General features: G+C 67.3%; 14 protein-coding genes. 2 read left to right on the top strand and 12 right to left on the bottom strand.

Annotated elements, in window-relative coordinates; genetic code table 11:
• The first annotated feature begins 12 nt into the window (after window positions 1-12).
• The gene (locus tag ACLV74_RS21865) at window positions 13-2,070 is read left to right on the top strand and encodes a TonB-dependent receptor family protein (RefSeq protein WP_411881527.1); all 2,058 of its coding nucleotides are present in this window, start codon (window positions 13-15) and stop codon (window positions 2,068-2,070) included.
• 99 nt (window positions 2,071-2,169) lie between these two features.
• Here the strand turns inward: ACLV74_RS21865 and ACLV74_RS21860 are convergent, their stop codons facing one another.
• The 12 genes from ACLV74_RS21860 to ACLV74_RS21805 all read right to left on the bottom strand — a co-directional run bounded on the left by ACLV74_RS21860 (window position 2,170) and on the right by ACLV74_RS21805 (window position 15,897).
• On the bottom strand, window positions 2,170-2,811 hold the full coding sequence (locus ACLV74_RS21860) for a serine O-acetyltransferase (RefSeq protein WP_411881526.1): 642 nt from the start codon (window positions 2,809-2,811) through the stop codon (window positions 2,170-2,172).
• Window positions 2,799-3,806, bottom strand: coding sequence for an NAD-dependent epimerase/dehydratase family protein (locus ACLV74_RS21855; RefSeq protein ID WP_411881525.1), 1,008 nt, complete (start codon window positions 3,804-3,806; stop codon window positions 2,799-2,801). The genes ACLV74_RS21860 and ACLV74_RS21855 overlap by 13 nt, the downstream gene beginning before the upstream one ends.
• On the bottom strand, window positions 3,803-5,494 hold the full coding sequence (locus ACLV74_RS21850; protein ID WP_411881524.1) for an FAD-dependent oxidoreductase: 1,692 nt from the start codon (window positions 5,492-5,494) through the stop codon (window positions 3,803-3,805). The genes ACLV74_RS21855 and ACLV74_RS21850 overlap by 4 nt, the downstream gene beginning before the upstream one ends.
• Window positions 5,491-6,675, bottom strand: a complete 1,185-nt coding sequence (locus ACLV74_RS21845; protein ID WP_411881523.1) for a glycosyltransferase family 4 protein — start codon at window positions 6,673-6,675, stop codon at window positions 5,491-5,493. The genes ACLV74_RS21850 and ACLV74_RS21845 overlap by 4 nt, the downstream gene beginning before the upstream one ends.
• On the bottom strand, window positions 6,665-7,774 hold the full coding sequence (locus ACLV74_RS21840) for an acyltransferase family protein (protein ID WP_411881522.1): 1,110 nt from the start codon (window positions 7,772-7,774) through the stop codon (window positions 6,665-6,667). Before ACLV74_RS21840 ends, ACLV74_RS21845 begins: the two co-directional genes overlap by 11 nt.
• Entirely contained in the window at window positions 7,771-8,868 is a 1,098-nt protein-coding gene (locus ACLV74_RS21835; protein ID WP_411881521.1) for a glycosyltransferase family 2 protein, read from the bottom strand. The genes ACLV74_RS21840 and ACLV74_RS21835 overlap by 4 nt, the downstream gene beginning before the upstream one ends.
• A gap of 2 nt (window positions 8,869-8,870) precedes the next feature.
• Window positions 8,871-9,842 carry a glycosyltransferase family 2 protein gene (locus ACLV74_RS21830; protein ID WP_411881520.1) on the bottom strand — a complete coding sequence of 324 codons (972 nt, stop codon included), beginning with the start codon at window positions 9,840-9,842 and terminating at the stop codon, window positions 8,871-8,873.
• 4 nt (window positions 9,843-9,846) lie between these two features.
• Window positions 9,847-11,346, bottom strand: a complete 1,500-nt coding sequence (locus ACLV74_RS21825) for an O-antigen ligase family protein (RefSeq protein WP_411881519.1) — start codon at window positions 11,344-11,346, stop codon at window positions 9,847-9,849.
• 8 nt (window positions 11,347-11,354) lie between these two features.
• Window positions 11,355-12,878 (bottom strand): lipopolysaccharide biosynthesis protein, encoded by a 1,524-nt coding sequence (locus ACLV74_RS21820; protein WP_411881518.1) that lies wholly within the window; start codon window positions 12,876-12,878, stop codon window positions 11,355-11,357.
• Between the two features lie 2 nt (window positions 12,879-12,880).
• Complete coding sequence (locus tag ACLV74_RS21815; RefSeq protein WP_411881517.1) at window positions 12,881-13,213, bottom strand: hypothetical protein; 333 nt, start codon at window positions 13,211-13,213, stop codon at window positions 12,881-12,883.
• Window positions 13,214-13,357: 144 nt separating this feature from the next.
• Window positions 13,358-14,473 carry a UDP-glucose 4-epimerase GalE gene (gene galE, locus ACLV74_RS21810; RefSeq protein ID WP_411881516.1) on the bottom strand — a complete coding sequence of 372 codons (1,116 nt, stop codon included), beginning with the start codon at window positions 14,471-14,473 and terminating at the stop codon, window positions 13,358-13,360.
• A 392-nt stretch (window positions 14,474-14,865) separates the two neighbouring features.
• Window positions 14,866-15,897, bottom strand: a complete 1,032-nt coding sequence (locus ACLV74_RS21805; protein ID WP_411881515.1) for a saccharopine dehydrogenase family protein — start codon at window positions 15,895-15,897, stop codon at window positions 14,866-14,868.
• Window positions 15,898-16,008: 111 nt separating this feature from the next.
• On the opposite strand from ACLV74_RS21805, the gene ACLV74_RS21800 reads away from it, so the two are divergent.
• On the top strand, window positions 16,009-16,586 hold a 578-nt coding region (locus ACLV74_RS21800; protein WP_411881514.1), incomplete at its 3' end, for a TetR/AcrR family transcriptional regulator.

Genomic DNA, 16,586 nt, shown 5'->3' with positions numbered 1-16,586 from the left:
AAGAAAAATTCCATGAAAAACCTGTCTACCGCCTCCGCGGCCCTGATCTTCATCGCGCTATCCGCACCGGAGATAGCGAATGCCCAGTCCACCTTGCCACTTGTGACCGTTACCGAAAGTCGTGACACGGGTGCACTGACCGTGCCCTACACGGAGAAGGCAACTGCCGACATCCGGCGCACGCCGGGCGGCGTCGAAGTCGTTCCTGACACCGACTTCAAGAACGGCCCCGCACAGACGATCAAGGACGTCCTCGCTTCGGTGCCCGGCGTGGTCACGCAGTCCAGGTGGGGTCCGGACGCGCGCCTGTCGATCCGGGGCTCCGGGTTGTCTCGTGCCTACGGCAATCGCGGCATCAATATGTACATGGACGGCATCCCGATCAACACCTCCGACGGTTTGTTTGACCTCTTCGAGATCGATCCGACCGCCTACCGCTATGTCGAGGTTTTCAAGGGCGCCAACGCGCTGCGCTACGGTGCCAACGCGCTGGGCGGAGCAATCAACTTCGTCACGCCGACCGGCCGGGATGCGTCACGGTTCGACGGGCGTGTTGATGTGGGCAGCTTCGGTTATCGCAGGGCGCAGGCAAGCACCGGCGCGGCCGATGGCCCCGTGGACTACTTCATCACCGCTTCCGCGGAGCGGTTCGACGGATTCCGCGACCACAGCAATGGCCATCAGGAGCGTCTGAGCGGCAACATCGGTTATCAATTCTCGCCGGATGCCGAAACGCGCTTTTACGTGAATGCGAACACATGGCGCTCTCGCCTGCCCGGCGAGGTAACCAAGACTGCGGCGTTGAACTCACCGAAGGATGCGGACGCCTATTTCGTCCTGGTCGATCAGCAGCGCAACATCGATTCGATGCGTGTTGCCAACAAAACCACGCTGCGCTTCGGTCCTACCACGGTGGACTTCGGCATCTTCGGCGCGCAGCGCCATGTAATGCACCCCATCTACCAGTGGCTGGACTACCGCGTCAATGATTACGGCGGTTTCGCGCGAGCCACTGATGACCGCTCCATAGGCGGCTTTCGCAATCGCCTGATCGCGGGGGTCAATGTGCACAACGGCTCGATCGACAACGAGCAGTTTGTCAATCTGCCAGGCGCCGTCAAGGGCGCGCTGGTCGCGTCCAACATCGACAAGTCGGAGAACATCTCGGCATATCTGGAGAACTCCTTCTTCATCCGTCCGGACGTCGCGCTCGTTGCCGGCGGGCAGTTCCAGCATGCGGTTCGCGAACGCCAGGACCGCTTCCTGTCCAATGGAGACCAGTCCGGCGGCCGTACCTACGACAACTTCAGCCCGAAGGTTGGCGTGTTGTGGGATGTCGATCCCGCGTGGCAGGTATTTGGCAACATTTCGCGCAGTGCCGAGGCGCCCACCTTTGACGCGAATTCGTTCGGGTCGACGGCGAGTTCGGCCGTTGACGCCCAAACCGCGACTACCTATGAAATCGGCACGCGCGGCAAGCGTGAGGACCTTACCTGGGACGTCTCCCTCTACCGCGCGGATATCGGGAAGGAACTGCAATGCCTGACGAGCCCTGCCACACCGGGTTCATGCACGGTGAGGAATGCCGACCGAACCGTGCACCAGGGAATCGAAGCGGGTTTTGGCCTTGCGTTTCTCAAGTCGGTCCTCGATAAAGGAGACCGGTTCTGGTTTAACGCTACCTACACCTACAACGATTTTTTCTTTGATGGCGACGCTCGCTACGGCAACAATCGCCTTCCCGGTGTCGCGCCGCACAATATTCGCGCCGAAGTGCTCTATAAACATCCGGGCGGTTTCTACGCGGGTCCGAACGTCGAATGGATGCCAAAAGCCTACTTCGCCGATAACGCCAATCAGGTAACGATAGATCCCTACAGGCTGTTGAATTTCAGGATCGGCTACGACAACCCGCGCGCGGGGTGGTCCGGCTACCTCGAAGCACGCAACCTGCTCAACAAGCGCTATATCTCCAGCACCGTGGTGGTCGAAACCGCCAATGCCGCATCGGCCTTGTTCAATCCGGGGAGCGGACGCAGCATCTACGGCGGCATGCGGTACAAGTGGTGAAGGTTGGATGATTTTCGGTTTGCTGCCGCGAGTTTCGGGCGCGACGCTTCGATGTAAACGCCTGAGTGTTCTGGCTGTTGTTGGCGAAAAAAAGGGGCATTAACCGGCATTGATGCCGGCATCCGCAGCTGTTGCCGGGTGACTGGCTTGAGGCACGGGCATTTCTTCCGCGTCGTAGCGGTTGTCCACATCCGGCGTGCAGTCCCGCCTGACGATCTGCCCGGGATTGCCCAGCACCACGCAATACGGCGGCACATCCTCAAACACATAGGCGCCGCCGGCGATGCGGCTGCCCCTGCCGACGGTGACGCCGCCCACGATGATGGCGTGCGGGCCCACCCAGACTTCGTCTTCGATCACCGGGTACAGGCTGTGCCTGCGACCTTGCGCGTCGATGTGGTCGCGCTGGCCCAGGGTGACGCCGTGGAACAGCGTGACGTTGCTGCCTATGCGGGCGCCGGCATTGACGACGATGCCGCGGCCGTGCGTGAGCGCCAGCCCCGGGCCTATCGCGGTGCGCCAGGGAATTTCGATGCCGGCCATCTGGCTGACCATGCGGTAGAGCAGCCGCGCGGGCAGTACGGCCAGCCAGCGCCAGCTGTCCGGAAGCCTGTCCGCGGCCTGGCACAGGCGCATCACGGCGAGCACGCGGAATGCCGGGTCCAGCAGGGCGGCTTTGAGCGTGAGCTGGGCATCGGACTGCCCGTACTTTCTATGGGTGTCGGCTTTCAGGGCGTGCATATCATTTTTTCCAGGGCAGGTTGGCCGGCGGCGGCGGGCGCGTTGAACCACAAGGCGGAGTCGCGCATTGCGTCGGTGTAGGGTGTCCACCGCACACCGAGCTGGCCGGTGGCGGCCTGTACGTCGAGGTGTATGTGCTGCGACCACAGGCCCAGCAGGCCGGGCGGCAGTGCGTCAGGCAGCTTGATGCTGTGATGGCCCAGCAACTTCAATGCGCGCTCGGCCGCTTTGAGCGGCGGCCCGCAGAGCCAGGCATCGAGCTGGAGCTGGCGGCGGCTGATGCGGCGCACGGGCGTGGCCTTGATTTCCAGGGCCAAGTCCACGAAGTAGTCGTTCCAGCGCGGGCTGTCGGGCGCCGCCAGGTTGAAGACCGGCATGTCGCCAGCCGCCAGGGGCAGCTGTAGCGCCAGCAGCAGGGCCTGGCAGACGTCGTCGACGTGGACCAGGTTGGCCCAGCCGTCGCCGGCGATGCCCAGGTCGCCCAGCCGCCCGGCGCGCAGCCAGCGGCCTATGCGTCCCACCCACAGCTGGCTGCCGGGGCCGAAGACGCAGCCGGGCCGCAGCAATACCGCTTCGCCCCCGTGCTGCACGAAGTCGCGCATGGCGGCCTCGGCTTCGCATTTGGCCTTGCCGTACCAGCCCAGGTTGGGGCCCAGCGGCGCGTCTTCGCGGACGCTGCCTTCGGCTCCGCCGTAGACCGACATGGTGCTCAGGTGCACGATGCGCCGGCAGTCGGTTTGCAGCGCGGCCTGCACCAGCGCGCGCGCGCCGCCGGCAATCGAGGCCGCGCCGCCCGCCACGCAGTTCACCACGGCGTCAAAGCCTTTCAGGGCCTGCGCCAGCTCGCGCGGGTCGCGGCTGTCGATCTCCAGCCAGTGGGTGTCGTTTCTCATGCGCCGCGACGCGCCCGTGGCCTCGGCCCAGGGCGCGGCCCGCAGCATTTCCAGCAGGCGCGCGCCTATGTGGCCGGAAGCGCCCAATACCAGAATCTTCATGCGGCCTCCTTCATCTGCAGCGGCGAGCGTTCCGCGCGCAGCTGCCGCGACAGATGGTCGCCGAGCCGTAGCGACATGGCGACCAGCGTCAGCGTGGGGTTGGCCTGGCTGGAGGTCGGGAACACCGCGCTGCCGGCCACGAACAGGTTGCGCACCGAATGCACGCGGCAATCGGCGTCGACCACGCTGCTGCGCGGGTCAATGCCCATGCGCGCCGTGCCGATGTGGTGGCCGCCGTAGGCGCCGAAGCGCATCAGGTCTTCTTCCAGCGTGTGGCGGTTGTAGTCGAAGCGGGCCTTGCCGCTGCGCGCGAATTCTTCGGCCATCACGTCCAGGCTGGCGCCCACGGAATCGATGTCGGCGCGGCTGTAGCGCCAGTCCACCTTCAGGCGCTGCATGCCCAGCGCATCGACGCCATCGGCCAGCGTGACCCGGCTGTGCGGCTGGGGAATCTGCTCGCCGTGCACTTCGAGGCTGAAGCGGTTGCTGCGGTTGCGCAGGATCACCGAGGGGAATTTCCGGTCCGCCAGGGTGCGCCTGGTGAGCCAGTGCGCCAGGAAGGCGGTGGTGTCCAGCGGGTCGGCGACGACGTTGAGCAGGTGGCGTGCATACACGCCGGCCGAGGGCGGCGCGCCGTCCTTGAGCCGCTTGCTGTATTCGTAGCTGATCATCTTGCGGGCGAGGAAGAGGCCCGACAGCACGCCGCTGCGGTGCGCCGGGTCGGTGATGCGCGGAAAGTGCAGGCGCGCCACCGCGTTGGCCAGGCCCAGGCGTTTTTGCTCGGCGGCCGCGACCGAAAGGCGGCGCCGGCAGTAAATGCCTTCGGGCGAGATTTCATAACCGTGGCGCACGTTGCGTGTGGGGCCGTGCACCGTCAGCATGCCGACATTGCCGGCGATGTGGCACATGTAATAGCGGCCGACCACGTCATGGGCATTGCCCACGCCTTGCGGCGCGACGTCGCGCGAGGCCAGCAGCAGGCGCGCGGTCTCCAGCCCGCCCGTGGCCAGCACCGTGTGGCGCGCGGCAACGGTGAACTGCGTACCCGCCAATGTGCGCACGTCGATCTCGCGCACGGCCCGGCCGTCGGGCTGCAGCCGCAGCGCGGTGCAGTTGGCGCCCAGCAATACTTCGAGCGTGGGCGCCAGCGCCAGCCGCTTCGCATAGCGGCTGCCGAAATGCGTGGGGCAGGAAAAGCGCTCCAGGCCGTTGCTGAGCACACGCGTGCTGTCGAAGCCGGCGATCAGCGGGCCGGTGCCCGGCGCCAGCGCTTCGTCGGCGTCATAAAGAAAACGCCCGGCCTCGGCCAGCGCATTGGCACGCGGGTAATACGGCAGCAGGTCTTCATATGAGATCGGCCAGCCGCTGTGCGGAACGTGGGCGCGGGTTTCAAAATCAATCGGGTCGAAAGGCATGCAGCGCCCGCCCCAGATGGCGGACGAGCCCCCCAGGCGGCGCTGCCGGTATTTGACGGGCGGGCTGTGCAGCTGCTCGTCGGCCACCTCGCCTTCGTAGAGGTCTTGTGTGGGCGCGTCGGCCTGCAGTTTTCCGGATTCGAGCAGCAGCACGGCATGCCCCTGGTCGCTGAGCGACAGTGCCAGTGCGATGCCCGCCGGGCCGCCGCCGATAACGCAGACGTCGGCTTCCAGCCGGCTGCCGTTCGGGATGGTGCTGGCGTCGCGGATCATGCCGTGCCGTCCTGTGGCGCGGCCGGCGCGCGCAAGGGCTTGCCGGCCACGCCGAAATCGCGCTGGTGGATATGGGCCACACTGGAGAAGAAGCGCGCGATCGAAAACTTCTGCTCGTAGAGCGAGCGCCCGTTGCGCTCCAGCGCGGCGCGCAGTTGCGCGTCCTGCAACACACGCCGCAAGCCGGCCGCGATGCCGGCGACATCGCCGGGCTGCACAAAGCAGGCATTGGCACCGTCGGTGAGCACCGAGGGGATTTCACCGACGGGGCTGCACACCACGGCAACGCCGTTGGCCAGCGCTTCCAGGATCACCAGCGGCAGGCCTTCGTCATAAGACGGCAAGACCAGCAGGTCGGCGCGCGCCATCAGCCGCGCCACCTGCTGCTGGTCCGACCAGCCGGCAAAACGCACAAAGCTGGCGATGCCCAGTTCCCGTGCCTTGGCTTCATAAGCCTCGACGTCACCGCCGCCGGCCAGGGTCACCTCCAGCTTCTCCGTGTCAAGGCCGGGCAGGGCCAGCGCCTGCAGCAGGTCGGTCACGCCTTTGCGTTCCGACAGGTTGCCCACGAAGAGCACGCGCTGCATGCCGCTGTCTTCGGCAACGCGCCGCGCATGGGTGGGCTCGGGCACGCCGTTGATGACGATGTCCACGCGCCCGGGCTCCACGCCCAGTTCTTCAATCACGAATTTGCGCGCGGCCGAACCCAGCACCACGACACTCGCGGGCAAGGAGAACACCCAGCGCGTCATGGCCTGCAGCGGGCGCGGCAGCAAGCCGTAGAAGTGGTGCAGCTGCGCCGCATGCAGGTGCAGCACCACGGGCACGCCCAGCGCGCGGCAGGTGGCGATGACGGCGCCCTTGCGAAACAGGCTGAGGCGCTCGGCCATGTTCACATGCACGCCGGCCAGCCGGCCGCTGAACCTGCCGCGTGCGATGCGTGCCAAGGCGGTCGCCAGCACCCACAGCGAATACAGCGCATTGGCGCCGCCGCGCGTGTCCAGCGGCCGGAGTTCGGCCGCGTCGGCCGAGGCGATGGCGGAGGAAGACGCCTGGGCCTGGATCAGGTAGTCCGCCACCTTGAACATGCCGCCGCCCATGGGCGTCCACGGGCAGGCCATGTAGATGTAGCGGCTTTCGCTTTCGCGGATGGCGGTGCGTGGCAGCGATTCACTTCGCATGGTGGGTACTTTCCTGAATGGGGTTCAAAGGGCCGGCGAGCCGGGGCGCGCCGAAGAGCACGCGCTTGAAGTAGGCGGTCATGGGCCGTTCCAGCCAGACGTAAGACAGGCAACCCGCGACGACCACGGCCAGGCCCACGGCCAGGATGATGGCCAGGCTGTCCTGCACGCCCAGGCGCTTGAGCGCCTGCACGCCGGCCGGCACCACAAAGGTGTGAGACAGGTAAATCGAATAGGAGGCATCGCCCAGGAAGGACAGGCGCGAAGCCAGCGGCGCGCGCAGGGTCCAGGGTTCCAGCCAGACCGCGCCCAGCACGACCAGCGCCGCGCCGCAGCCCCAGGTGGCGAAGCGGTCGGCCGTGTGGCCCCAGTCGGGCGCGAACATGAACAGCGCGCCGGCGGCCATCACGATGAGGCCGGCCAGCGGCGCCGCGCGGCGGAAATGCAGATACGCGTGCGCGATGCAGACACCGAGGATGAATTCGAACACGATGGTCTGCGCATAAAAGTTCAGTGCCGTCGAATCCGGCAAAAAGTAGCCGGCCAGGAACACCCCGGCGAAGGCCGCCAGGCAAAAACGTGTGCGCGGCGCGCCCAGCGCGATGGCGGCGGCGAACACCGCATAAAACAGCATCTCGAAATTCAGCGTCCAGCCGACCGGCAGCGTGGGCTGCACCAGGCCCCAGGGGCTCATCGCGGGAATGAAGAACAGCGAAGCCGCAAGGTGGCCGGGCTCCACCGACGAGCGCGCGGCCAGCGCCGGCATGGCCAGCAGCAGGGCCACCTTGAGCAGGGTGTAGAACCAGTAGAGCGGCGCGATGCGCAGCAGGCGGCGGCGCATGAAGACCCAGGCGGCGCCCAGTTGTGAGGAACGCGCAGGACCGTCGGCCGGCAGCGAGGCTGTCGACATGGCCATGACAAAGCCGCTGATCACAAAAAAGATGTCCACCCCGGCGGAACCCGCGCCCCAGTAGTGGCTGGGCCCGGTGCCCGTGATGTGAATCGAGATCGCCTGCGTGATGTGCATCACCACGACCAGCATGGCCGCGGCAAAGCGCAGGATCTGCACGCCGGTGAATTGCCGCGTCGCGCCCTTCAATGCACTGCCTCCCGCGCCGGCTGGAGGAAGGGGCCGGCAGGCTCCTTGAGCACGCGGCTGGCGATGGCCTCGCGCGCGGGGCGCTGGCGGTGCAGCAGGCCGCGCAGCAGGCCGGCGGCGTTGAAGCACCAGGACACCACGGAATACAGCGCCTTGGCGAGCGAGCGCTTGCGCCAGGTCATCAGCAGCACGGGGGCGGCGGCGATGGCGCAGAAACAAGCCAGGCGCCAGGAAGGCGCCAGCGGCCACAGCAGGGTGCTGGCCAGCACCGCCCACCAGCCCAGCACCGCCAGGTAAATGCGCAACTCGCGCAGGCCCTGGATTGCCAGAGGCAGGCGCGGCTGGCCGGCCGCGGCGCGCACCAGCTCGCCCAGGCCGCAGATATAGCGCGTGCGCCAGCGCCGCACCAGCAGGCGGTAGGGCGGCGCATCGTGGCCGAAATGGTTGGCCGCATCCAGCGGCAGCCGCCACAGGCGCCAGCCCAGCGCGCGCAGGCGTATCGCCAGGTCGAACTCTTCGTAGCTGTGCAGGTTGCGGTCGGAAAAATAGCCGGCCGCCTCGATGGCGCTGCGCCGGTACAGGCCGCCGCCGTCCAGCCGGTCCACGTTGCCGGGCTGCAGGTGGGCCGAGGCGCGCTCGCCGCGGGCCATGTATTCCAGGCTTTCGGTGTTCTGCTCGACCACGCGGCCGCCCACGCCGGCCACGTCCGCATGGGCGTCCAGGAAGGCCAGGGCCTGCACCAGGAAACCGTCGCGCATCTGCATGTCGCCGTCGAGGATGTAGACAAAGTCGCCGCGCGAATGCTGGTAGCCCAGTTGCGGGCCGGCGCCGCAGCAGCGCTCCTCGGGGTTGGCCAGCTGCACGATGCGTATCGGGTAGGCGCCGGCGAGCTCCACCGTGCGGTCGCTGGAGTACGAGTCCGCAAGGATCACTTCGCCGCCCACGCCGGCGACCGCGCGCAAGGCGCTTTCCACGGTCGCCTCTATGCGCTTCTCTTCATTGAGCGCCTTGATGACCACCGAGACGCGGCAGGGGAGCAGGGCAGGTGCCGCTTGCCGCGGCCCCAGTACTTCGTCAAACAGTGTGGTGTGCATTTTTATCCTGCCTCCGCCGGGCTGGCCGCCGGCAGCGTGCGGCGCAGGCGCCACTGCTGCCAGTTCCTGACCAGCGGGCCCGGCATGAAAAGCGCCATGGCGGCCGTCAGCCACCAGCGTTTTCCGCGCGCCGCGCGGCGGGCCTTGAGCAGCCAGGCCCAGCCTTCGCGGCGCTTGCCGGCGGCAATGGCCTGCCGCGCCAGCGTGAGCTGGTACTGGGCCGCCAGCCACAGCGCGGAACCGCGCCGCGCGGGCGGCATGGCGCCCGACAGCGCGCGCTGCCGCATGCGCTCCAGGAAAGGCGGCATGGCCAGCGCGGCGTGCCCGCTGCTGAGGCTGCCGTCGACGGCAAGCCGGTAGGCCATCAGCGGCGCATGGGCCAGCGCCACCGGGGCCTGCTCGGCCAGGCGAAACCACAGGTCCAGGTCCTCGCCATGCGATTCGCCGGGCGGAAAGCAGGGCTGCATTTGCAGCAGCCGCGCGCGGCGGACCGATACGGCGCTGGTGCACAAGGTGGGCGAGGCCATCCAGCGCCGCGGCAGGTCGGTGACGACTTCAAGCTGGGGCGTTGGCGCCATCTCGGGCCAGCGCGGCGGCCACATGGCCAGGGTGTCGGGCACCGGCAGGTAGTCGGTGGCCACGGTGTCGGCCTCGGGGCAGCGTGCCTGCGCCCACAGCAAGGTCGCGAGGTAGTGGGGGTGATGCCAGTCGTCGGCATCGAGAAAGGCCACCCATTCACCCCGGGCCAGCGCGATGCCGTGGTTGCGCGCGGCCGAAACGCCGGCATTGGCCTGGCGCACCAGGCGCACGCGCGGGTCGGCGATGAAGCCCACGAGTTCGGCGCCGCCGTCGGTGGAGCCGTCATCGACCACGATGACCTCGAAGTCGACCAAGCTTTGCGCCAGCACCGAGTCCAGGGTGCCGCTGATGTAGGGCGCCTTGTTGTACAGCGGAATGACGATGGAAAATTTCATGGTGTCAGGGGCGCAGCCGCGCGGCGGCCAGGGGGTTTTGCGGGTTGGCGGGGTCGCGGGCGAAAGCCGGCGCGGCGCGGGGCACGGGCGGCGTGTTCACCGGCCGGCGTTTGCGCTCACGCGCCTCGCGCGCGGCGGCGGCCAGCGTCATCAGCAGCAGCACGTGGGCGATCAGTTCGGGGCCGTAGCCGAACAGCAGCAGCGGCACTTCGCTGATCGCGCGCAGCGCCAGCGCCACAAACAGCGCCAGCGTGAGGCCGCCGCTGGCGCGCGCATAGCGGATGGACAGCACCAGCAGCACCAGCGCATACAGCACCAGCGCCGCGGCGCCCACGCTTCCCGAGCGCGACAGCGTGTCCATGAACTGGTTGTGCGCATGCGTCGCGTTGGGCATGCCTATGGCTTCGCGAAAGCTCGCGTCCCACAGGGTGGGCCCGTAACCGAACACCGGGTTGCGCTGCCACTCGTCATAGGCGATGGCCCAGATCTGGTCGCGCCCCGTCATGGACGCGAGCTGCGCGCCCTGGGCGCTGTCGAAAAAGCTGCTCAGGCGCGCGTCGACCTCGCCGAACATCAGCAGCGCGGCGATACCGACAACGGCGGCCATGAAGGCCAGCACGGTGACGATGCCGAATTCGGGCCGCACCGGGTCGCCGACGCGGCGCATGAAGCCGGGGCCCCGGCGCACGACAAGAATGCAGGCCGAGCACAGCGCGAATGAAATCCAGGCCGTTTTGGACTGCGCGAGGAACAGCACTCCCAGGCCCATGGCCCAGGCCGCGCGGTTGAGCCACACGCGCTGCAAGGGCCGCGCGAGCAGGCACAGCAAACCCAGTTGCGCCAGCATGCCCATGGACACCGCATGCGGGGCCAGGCCCGCAAAGCGCGGCACGCCGGGCAGCAGGCCCTGGGTGTAAGAGGCGTCCATCACCAGGCTGGGCTTGAAGGGAATCAGCAGCAGGCCGGCGGCCATGAACAGCAGCAGGGCGTTTCGCGTCGCGGTGAAGGCCAGGTCGCGCTCGGTGGCGGTGGCCAGCACGGCCGCGAAGCCTATCACCAGCGGGTAGACGTAGTCATGCGAAACGTGGGGGTTCGCGCCCAGCAGGGCCGGCGCGGCCACGGTGCCCGCCCAGAAAAGAATGAAGGCCACCAGCAGCGCGGACGGCGCCTGCGCGGCCTTGTCGCGGCGTATCCAGTGCGTGATCAGGCGCTCGCCGGCCAGCGTGAGCAGCAGCAGCGAGGCCAGCGGTTGCGCCAGCGAGACCAGCGGGTGGCGCACCAGCACCACCACTTCGTCGAACTTCATGTTGCTGCTCGACAGGTCGCGGCCCGAAAGGAAGTTGGCCATGGCCACCATCACCAGGATGGCGTAGAAGATCAGGTGCATATAGCCCTGCGCGCGGCGCGAGGTCACGTGGACCGCGCCCGCCATGCCCAGCGCCGCCGTGAGCGCCGCCAGGATGGCGCCGGCGACGAGGACTGCGATGACGACGGTTTGTTCCATGGCCGCCTTTAAGGACGCTGCTCGCCCAGCGCGGCGGGCAGGGCGGAGGAAGGGTTGAGGGGGCGGCGCAGGAATTTCGCGAGGCCGGGCATGAATCGGATCACCATGTCGGAGGTCTCCCGCCCCAGCAACTGCGGCCGCAGGAGCAACAGCGCGGCAGGCAACACCAGGGCCGCCAGCGAGCCGGCCGCCAGCGAGAGCAGGGGAATGTCAAACCGTGCAAGCGCATGCTGCCCGGCCAGCACGCCTGCTATACAGAGCCCGCTCAGCACCACGCCGCGCAGCGCGTCGGGCAGCAAAGCCGCCCAGCGAAGGCCCAGCGCGCGGAAGGCCGCGATGGCCGTAACGGCCGCGCGCAGCACCAGCAGCCCGCCCGCCACGGCGGCGGCCACATGGATGCCCTGGCCGGCCAGCAGGTAGAAGGCCAGCGCGCCGACAACAACCAGCGGCAGCTGCAGCGCGAACTCATAGTGCTTGCGCCCGGTGTTCCACAGCACCGGCGTCGACAGGCCCCAGATGACGTAAGCCGGCATGCACAGGAACAGCGTGCCCAGCACCCAGGCCGCGTCGGCCCAGGCCGGGCCGTAGAGCACACTCACGATGTCGCGCGACACAAAGGCCAGTGTGACGAAGGCCGGCAGCGCCAGCACGATGATGGTGGCCAGCATCTGCAGGTAGGCGCGGCCCAGCCGGGGCAGGTCGTTTTGCAGGCGTGCGCCAGCGGCCAGGAAGGCCGGCTGCAGCGCGCCCAGCAGCAGCGTGTTGGGCATGGTGGCCAGGTTGTAGGCCACGTTGTACAGGCCCAGGGCCTGCGCGTTGAGCAGGCGCCCTATCAGCACGCGGTCCAGGTTGTTGAGCAGCCAGTTGACGATGTTGGTGAAGAACACCGTGCGCCCGGTGCCGACGGCCGTGCGCGCGCCGGCATACCAGAGCAGCGGTCGGACGGCGTGGGGCTTGAGCGCGTAGCTGGCCGCGAACTGCACGGCGGACTGCACCAGCCACGCAGCCACCAGCGAGGCTTCGCCCTGACCCATCAGCGCCATGGGCAAGCCGACGGCCACATAACCCGCCGCATAGCTGCCGACCTGCACCAGGCCGACCGCGCGGAAGTTGAGGTCGCGCTGCAGCAAATAGGTGGCGGGCGCGGCGGCGGCGCTCAGCAGGCAGGCCAGCGACAGCCATTCAATGACGGCCTGCGCGCGCGGCTCGCGGAAATACACCGCGAGCAGGGGTGCCAGCAGGTACACGGCCAGCAGGGTCGCCAGGCCCACGATGAGCTGCCAGGTCCAGGCGAAACGCACGTCCTCGTCGCTGAGGTTTTCACGCTGCAGCAGGCTCCAGCTGAAGCCGAAGCCCGAGACGAAGGTGGCAAAGGTCAGCACCACCATGCCGATGGCGAACACACCGAAGATGTCCGGCCCCAGCGTGCGCGCCAGGACCACCTGGGCCAGCAGCTGCAGCGCGAAGCGGGCGAGCGTGGAGGCCGCGCTCCACTTCACCGCCGCAACGCCGGGCCGGCCGAGGCCGCTCATGCTCAGGGCCTTCCTGCCTTGTAGCGCCGCACGGCGATCACGGCCATCAGCACCAGCGTGGCCAGCAGCATGCCGTAGGAGCGCCAGCCGGACGCGTCCGCAGCCCCGTCATCGGCCGTGAAAGCCGGCTGCGGGTTGGGACGGATGTTGGGACTGTAGACCGCGCGGACCTTGACCGTGTCTGCCCCGGCCTGCAGCTTCATGGGCGTGGTTTTATCGGCCATGCCTGCCCTGGAGGCGGGGATGGGCGGCGGCTGGTCGGATGAATCGGAATAGGCCGACGCTGAAGCCATCCAGGCTGCCAGCACGGCGGTGGTTATGAGGGCTTTAGGCATGAATTTCTCCTCTGTCAAAGCAAGAGACAAGTGTGTTGTGCAGTGCAGCAATCGGCAATAGTCCGAACGGCTCATGGCCTGGTTTGTGCTGGTGAAAGCAGATGTGTTTTGTCCCCATGCGGCAAAGGTTTTTCGTCAGGAAAATCAGGCACTGACCGCCGGCCGGATGGGTCCGTTCGGACTATTGCGCGCAGGTGCCGGCGCGTGCATGGCGGGGCTGCCGGCGGGCGCGGTCCGGTAGCCGTCGGGGTTGCGTTGCTGCCAGTGCCAGGCGTCGCGGCACATGTCGTCGATGCCGCGCGTGGCGCGCCAGCCCAGCACGCTGCCGGCCAGCGACACGTCGGCGAAATACTGCGCCACGTCGCCCGCGCGCCGGGGCGCGAATTCAAACGGCACGGGCCGGCCGCTCGCGCGCTCGAAAGCCCGCACCACGCCCAGCACGCTGGTGCCCTCGCCGGTGCCGAGGTTCACGGTAAAGCTCTCACCGTTCTGCAGCAGGGCCTTCACTGCGGCCACGTGGCCGGCGGCCAGGTCGGCCACGTGCAGGTAATCGCGCACGCCGGTGCCGTCGGGCGTCGCGTAGTCCTTGCCGAAGACCTGCAGCCGCGCGCGCTTGCCCACGGCCACCTGGGTCACAAAAGGCATCAGGTTGTTGGGGATGCCGTTGGGGTCTTCGCCGATCAGGCCGCTGGGATGCGCGCCCACCGGGGTGAAATAACGCAGCACGCCGGTGCGCCATGACGGGTCCGACGCGCGCAGCGAAGCCAGGATGTTTTCGCACATGAGCTTGCTCTCGGCATAGGGGCTTTCGGGCGCGCAGGGGAAAGCTTCATCAATGGGCACGCTGGCCGGGTCGCCGTACACCGTGGCGCTCGAAGAAAACACCACCGAACGGCACACGCTGGTGGCGGCCATCGCCTCCAGCAGGCTCACAAGGCCGCTGACGTTGTTGCGGTAGTACATGAGCGGCTGTTGCACGCTTTCACCCACGGCCTTGAAGCCGGCGAAGTGCACGGCCGCCACGCAGCGGTGGCGCCGCAGCACTTCGGCCACAAAGGCCGTGTCCAGCACATTGCCTTTTTCACAGGGCACGCGCCGGCCCGTGAGTTGTTCGAGCCGCTCGAGCACGGCAGGGTGGCTGTTCGAAAAATCATCGAGGATGACCGGCTGGTAGCCGGCCTCCACGAGGGCCACAAAAGTATGGCTGCCGATGTAGCCGGCGCCGCCGGTGAGCAGCACGCTGGGGGTTTTTTCTGTCATGAGAGGAGGCTGCGGTGCAGCGCTTGAGTGGGTTTGGTTGGGACAGGGGCCGCAGCATCCATAGGGACGCCGCGACCGCGCGGTAGTTGCGTGTGACAAGCCCAGTGTCTTTGCCACCGGGGAGGTGCTTGTCAGCGTAAGCCGCATGCACGCGTCGGAAGGCGTGACAGCGCCCTTAAAGCGTGTCGAATCGTTCGGTAAGCACTTGTGAATGAGACGCGCAAATCGCCTGCCTGCGGGGTATCAGGCGTGCTTGCGCGGCAGTGATGGATGTGTCGCGCCGGACAGAAAGTCACAAAGGTTTCGTTGCCGTGCGTGTGTGTGTTTGTCGCGCGCACGCGACTGGCAGAGGCGAGCCGCTTGCCAGGGGCCTTGAAGCGCGCGCGTGAAACTCAGCGTATTTCGACGCTGAGATGTTCAGGAGACAGTGATGCCAGAAAGTCCCGCGCGTCAAATGCCTCGCCGGCGGTCAAGACGCCCGCTGTCCTGACCTCGCCGGCTACGACCCGGGCCAATGCCTCCACGACCAAAGGCGCGGTGAAGGCATAAATGTCCCGTCCCTTTGCGATCGCACGGCGCTCTTCGCCTGCCCGGCGCGCAAGCACTTCAACGACAAAGGTTTGCGACGAGCGGCCGCGGTCGTCGCTGGCGACCGGTGCACTGTGGTCCGGATCGGTCAGGTCCTTCACGGCCGCCACCGTCATATACGAATGGATCTCGGGCGTGTGGATGTGGCGAGAAATCGTCACGGTGTCGGCCATGGTGAATTCCGCGATGACGGGCTGCTTCCCCAGCGGCGCGGGGAAGGTCCACTCGGCGGCCGGCGCGGTTCCCGTGACATACGCGATCTTTCCGCCCGCGAAGACGACGCGGCGGCCGTCGCGTCGCTGCCTGGACACCTGGCCCGCGACGAGGGTTCCGGCGGTCGGCTTCCAGCTGTTGAGCCCGTAGGCGATGGAGATGTCGTCGGCCGACGTCCAGTCGCCCATGGCCGCGGTTGCCAGCAGGTCACCCAGTCCGCCAAAGAAGGCCATGGCGTGCACCACCACCATGCCCGCTTCGCGTGCGCGGTCCGCGAACAGCGTGAAGGTGTCGATGTTGGCTTCTACTTCCGCCGCGACGTCGAGGTAGGGAATCCGCGCGCGCAAGGCCGCTTCGATCAGCGGCGCGGCGGTGCTGGCAAAAGGGCCGGCGCAGTTGATGATCGCCGCGGCGCCCTTGAGAGCGGCGTCCAGCGAGGCCGGGTCGCCGACCGATGCCGGGCGCGATTCAAGCCCGGGGTGTTCCGCCGCGAAGGCTTCCAGCTTTGCGGGATCACGCCCCGAGAGGACGGGTGTCCAGCCGCGCCGGCGCAGCTCGGACACCACGAATCGCCCGGTGTGCCCGTAGGCGCCATACACGGCCACTGCTTTATTGGAGGTCATCACGCAATCCCCTGGTTGGAGCCGTCCGCCGCAAAATGCTACAGATCTGTACTCTTTCGAATGAATGTACAGTACAGATCTGTAGCGTGTCAACAAGTTGGAAAAAACGCCATGAAAAAAAGTACCACCACCATTTCAGTCGTTGATGAACGCGCACCCAGCGTGCGTGAACGCATTCTTGAAACCGCAGCCACACTGTTTTACCGGGAAGGCGTCCGCGCCGTCGGCGTCGACCTGGTGGTTGAGCGCTCCGGCGTTGCCAAGACCAGCCTCTACCGGCACTTCGCAACCAAGGATGACCTCGTGGTCGCATTCCTGGAACACGAGGATGCGGAATACTGGCGCGACTGGGACAGCGTTGCAGCCAAAGAAGAGGACGATGCCGAGGCGGAGCTGAAAGCCCACCTGCGCTGGATCGCCGGCCACATCGCCGCGCCCAACTATCGCGGCTGTCCCTTCCTCAATGTGGCGACCGAGTTCCCGGCGGCTGAGCATCCCGCCCGCGCGGTGGCCATGCGCAACAAGACGGAATTGCTGCGGCGCCTCGGCGTGCTGGCCAAGAAGATGGGTGTGCGCAAGCCCGACGAACTGGCGGACCAGCTCGTGCTCCTGATCGACGGTGCTTATATGAACGGCCCGCTTCTGGGCAAAAAGGGGCCGGTAAATTCGCTTGTGTCGGCAGGGCTGGC

This window comes from Polaromonas sp. YR568 (assembly GCF_943369415.1).
Classification (GTDB): Bacteria; Pseudomonadota; Gammaproteobacteria; order Burkholderiales; family Burkholderiaceae_C; genus Polaromonas.
This window is presented reverse-complemented; position numbering and strand designations above follow the sequence as displayed.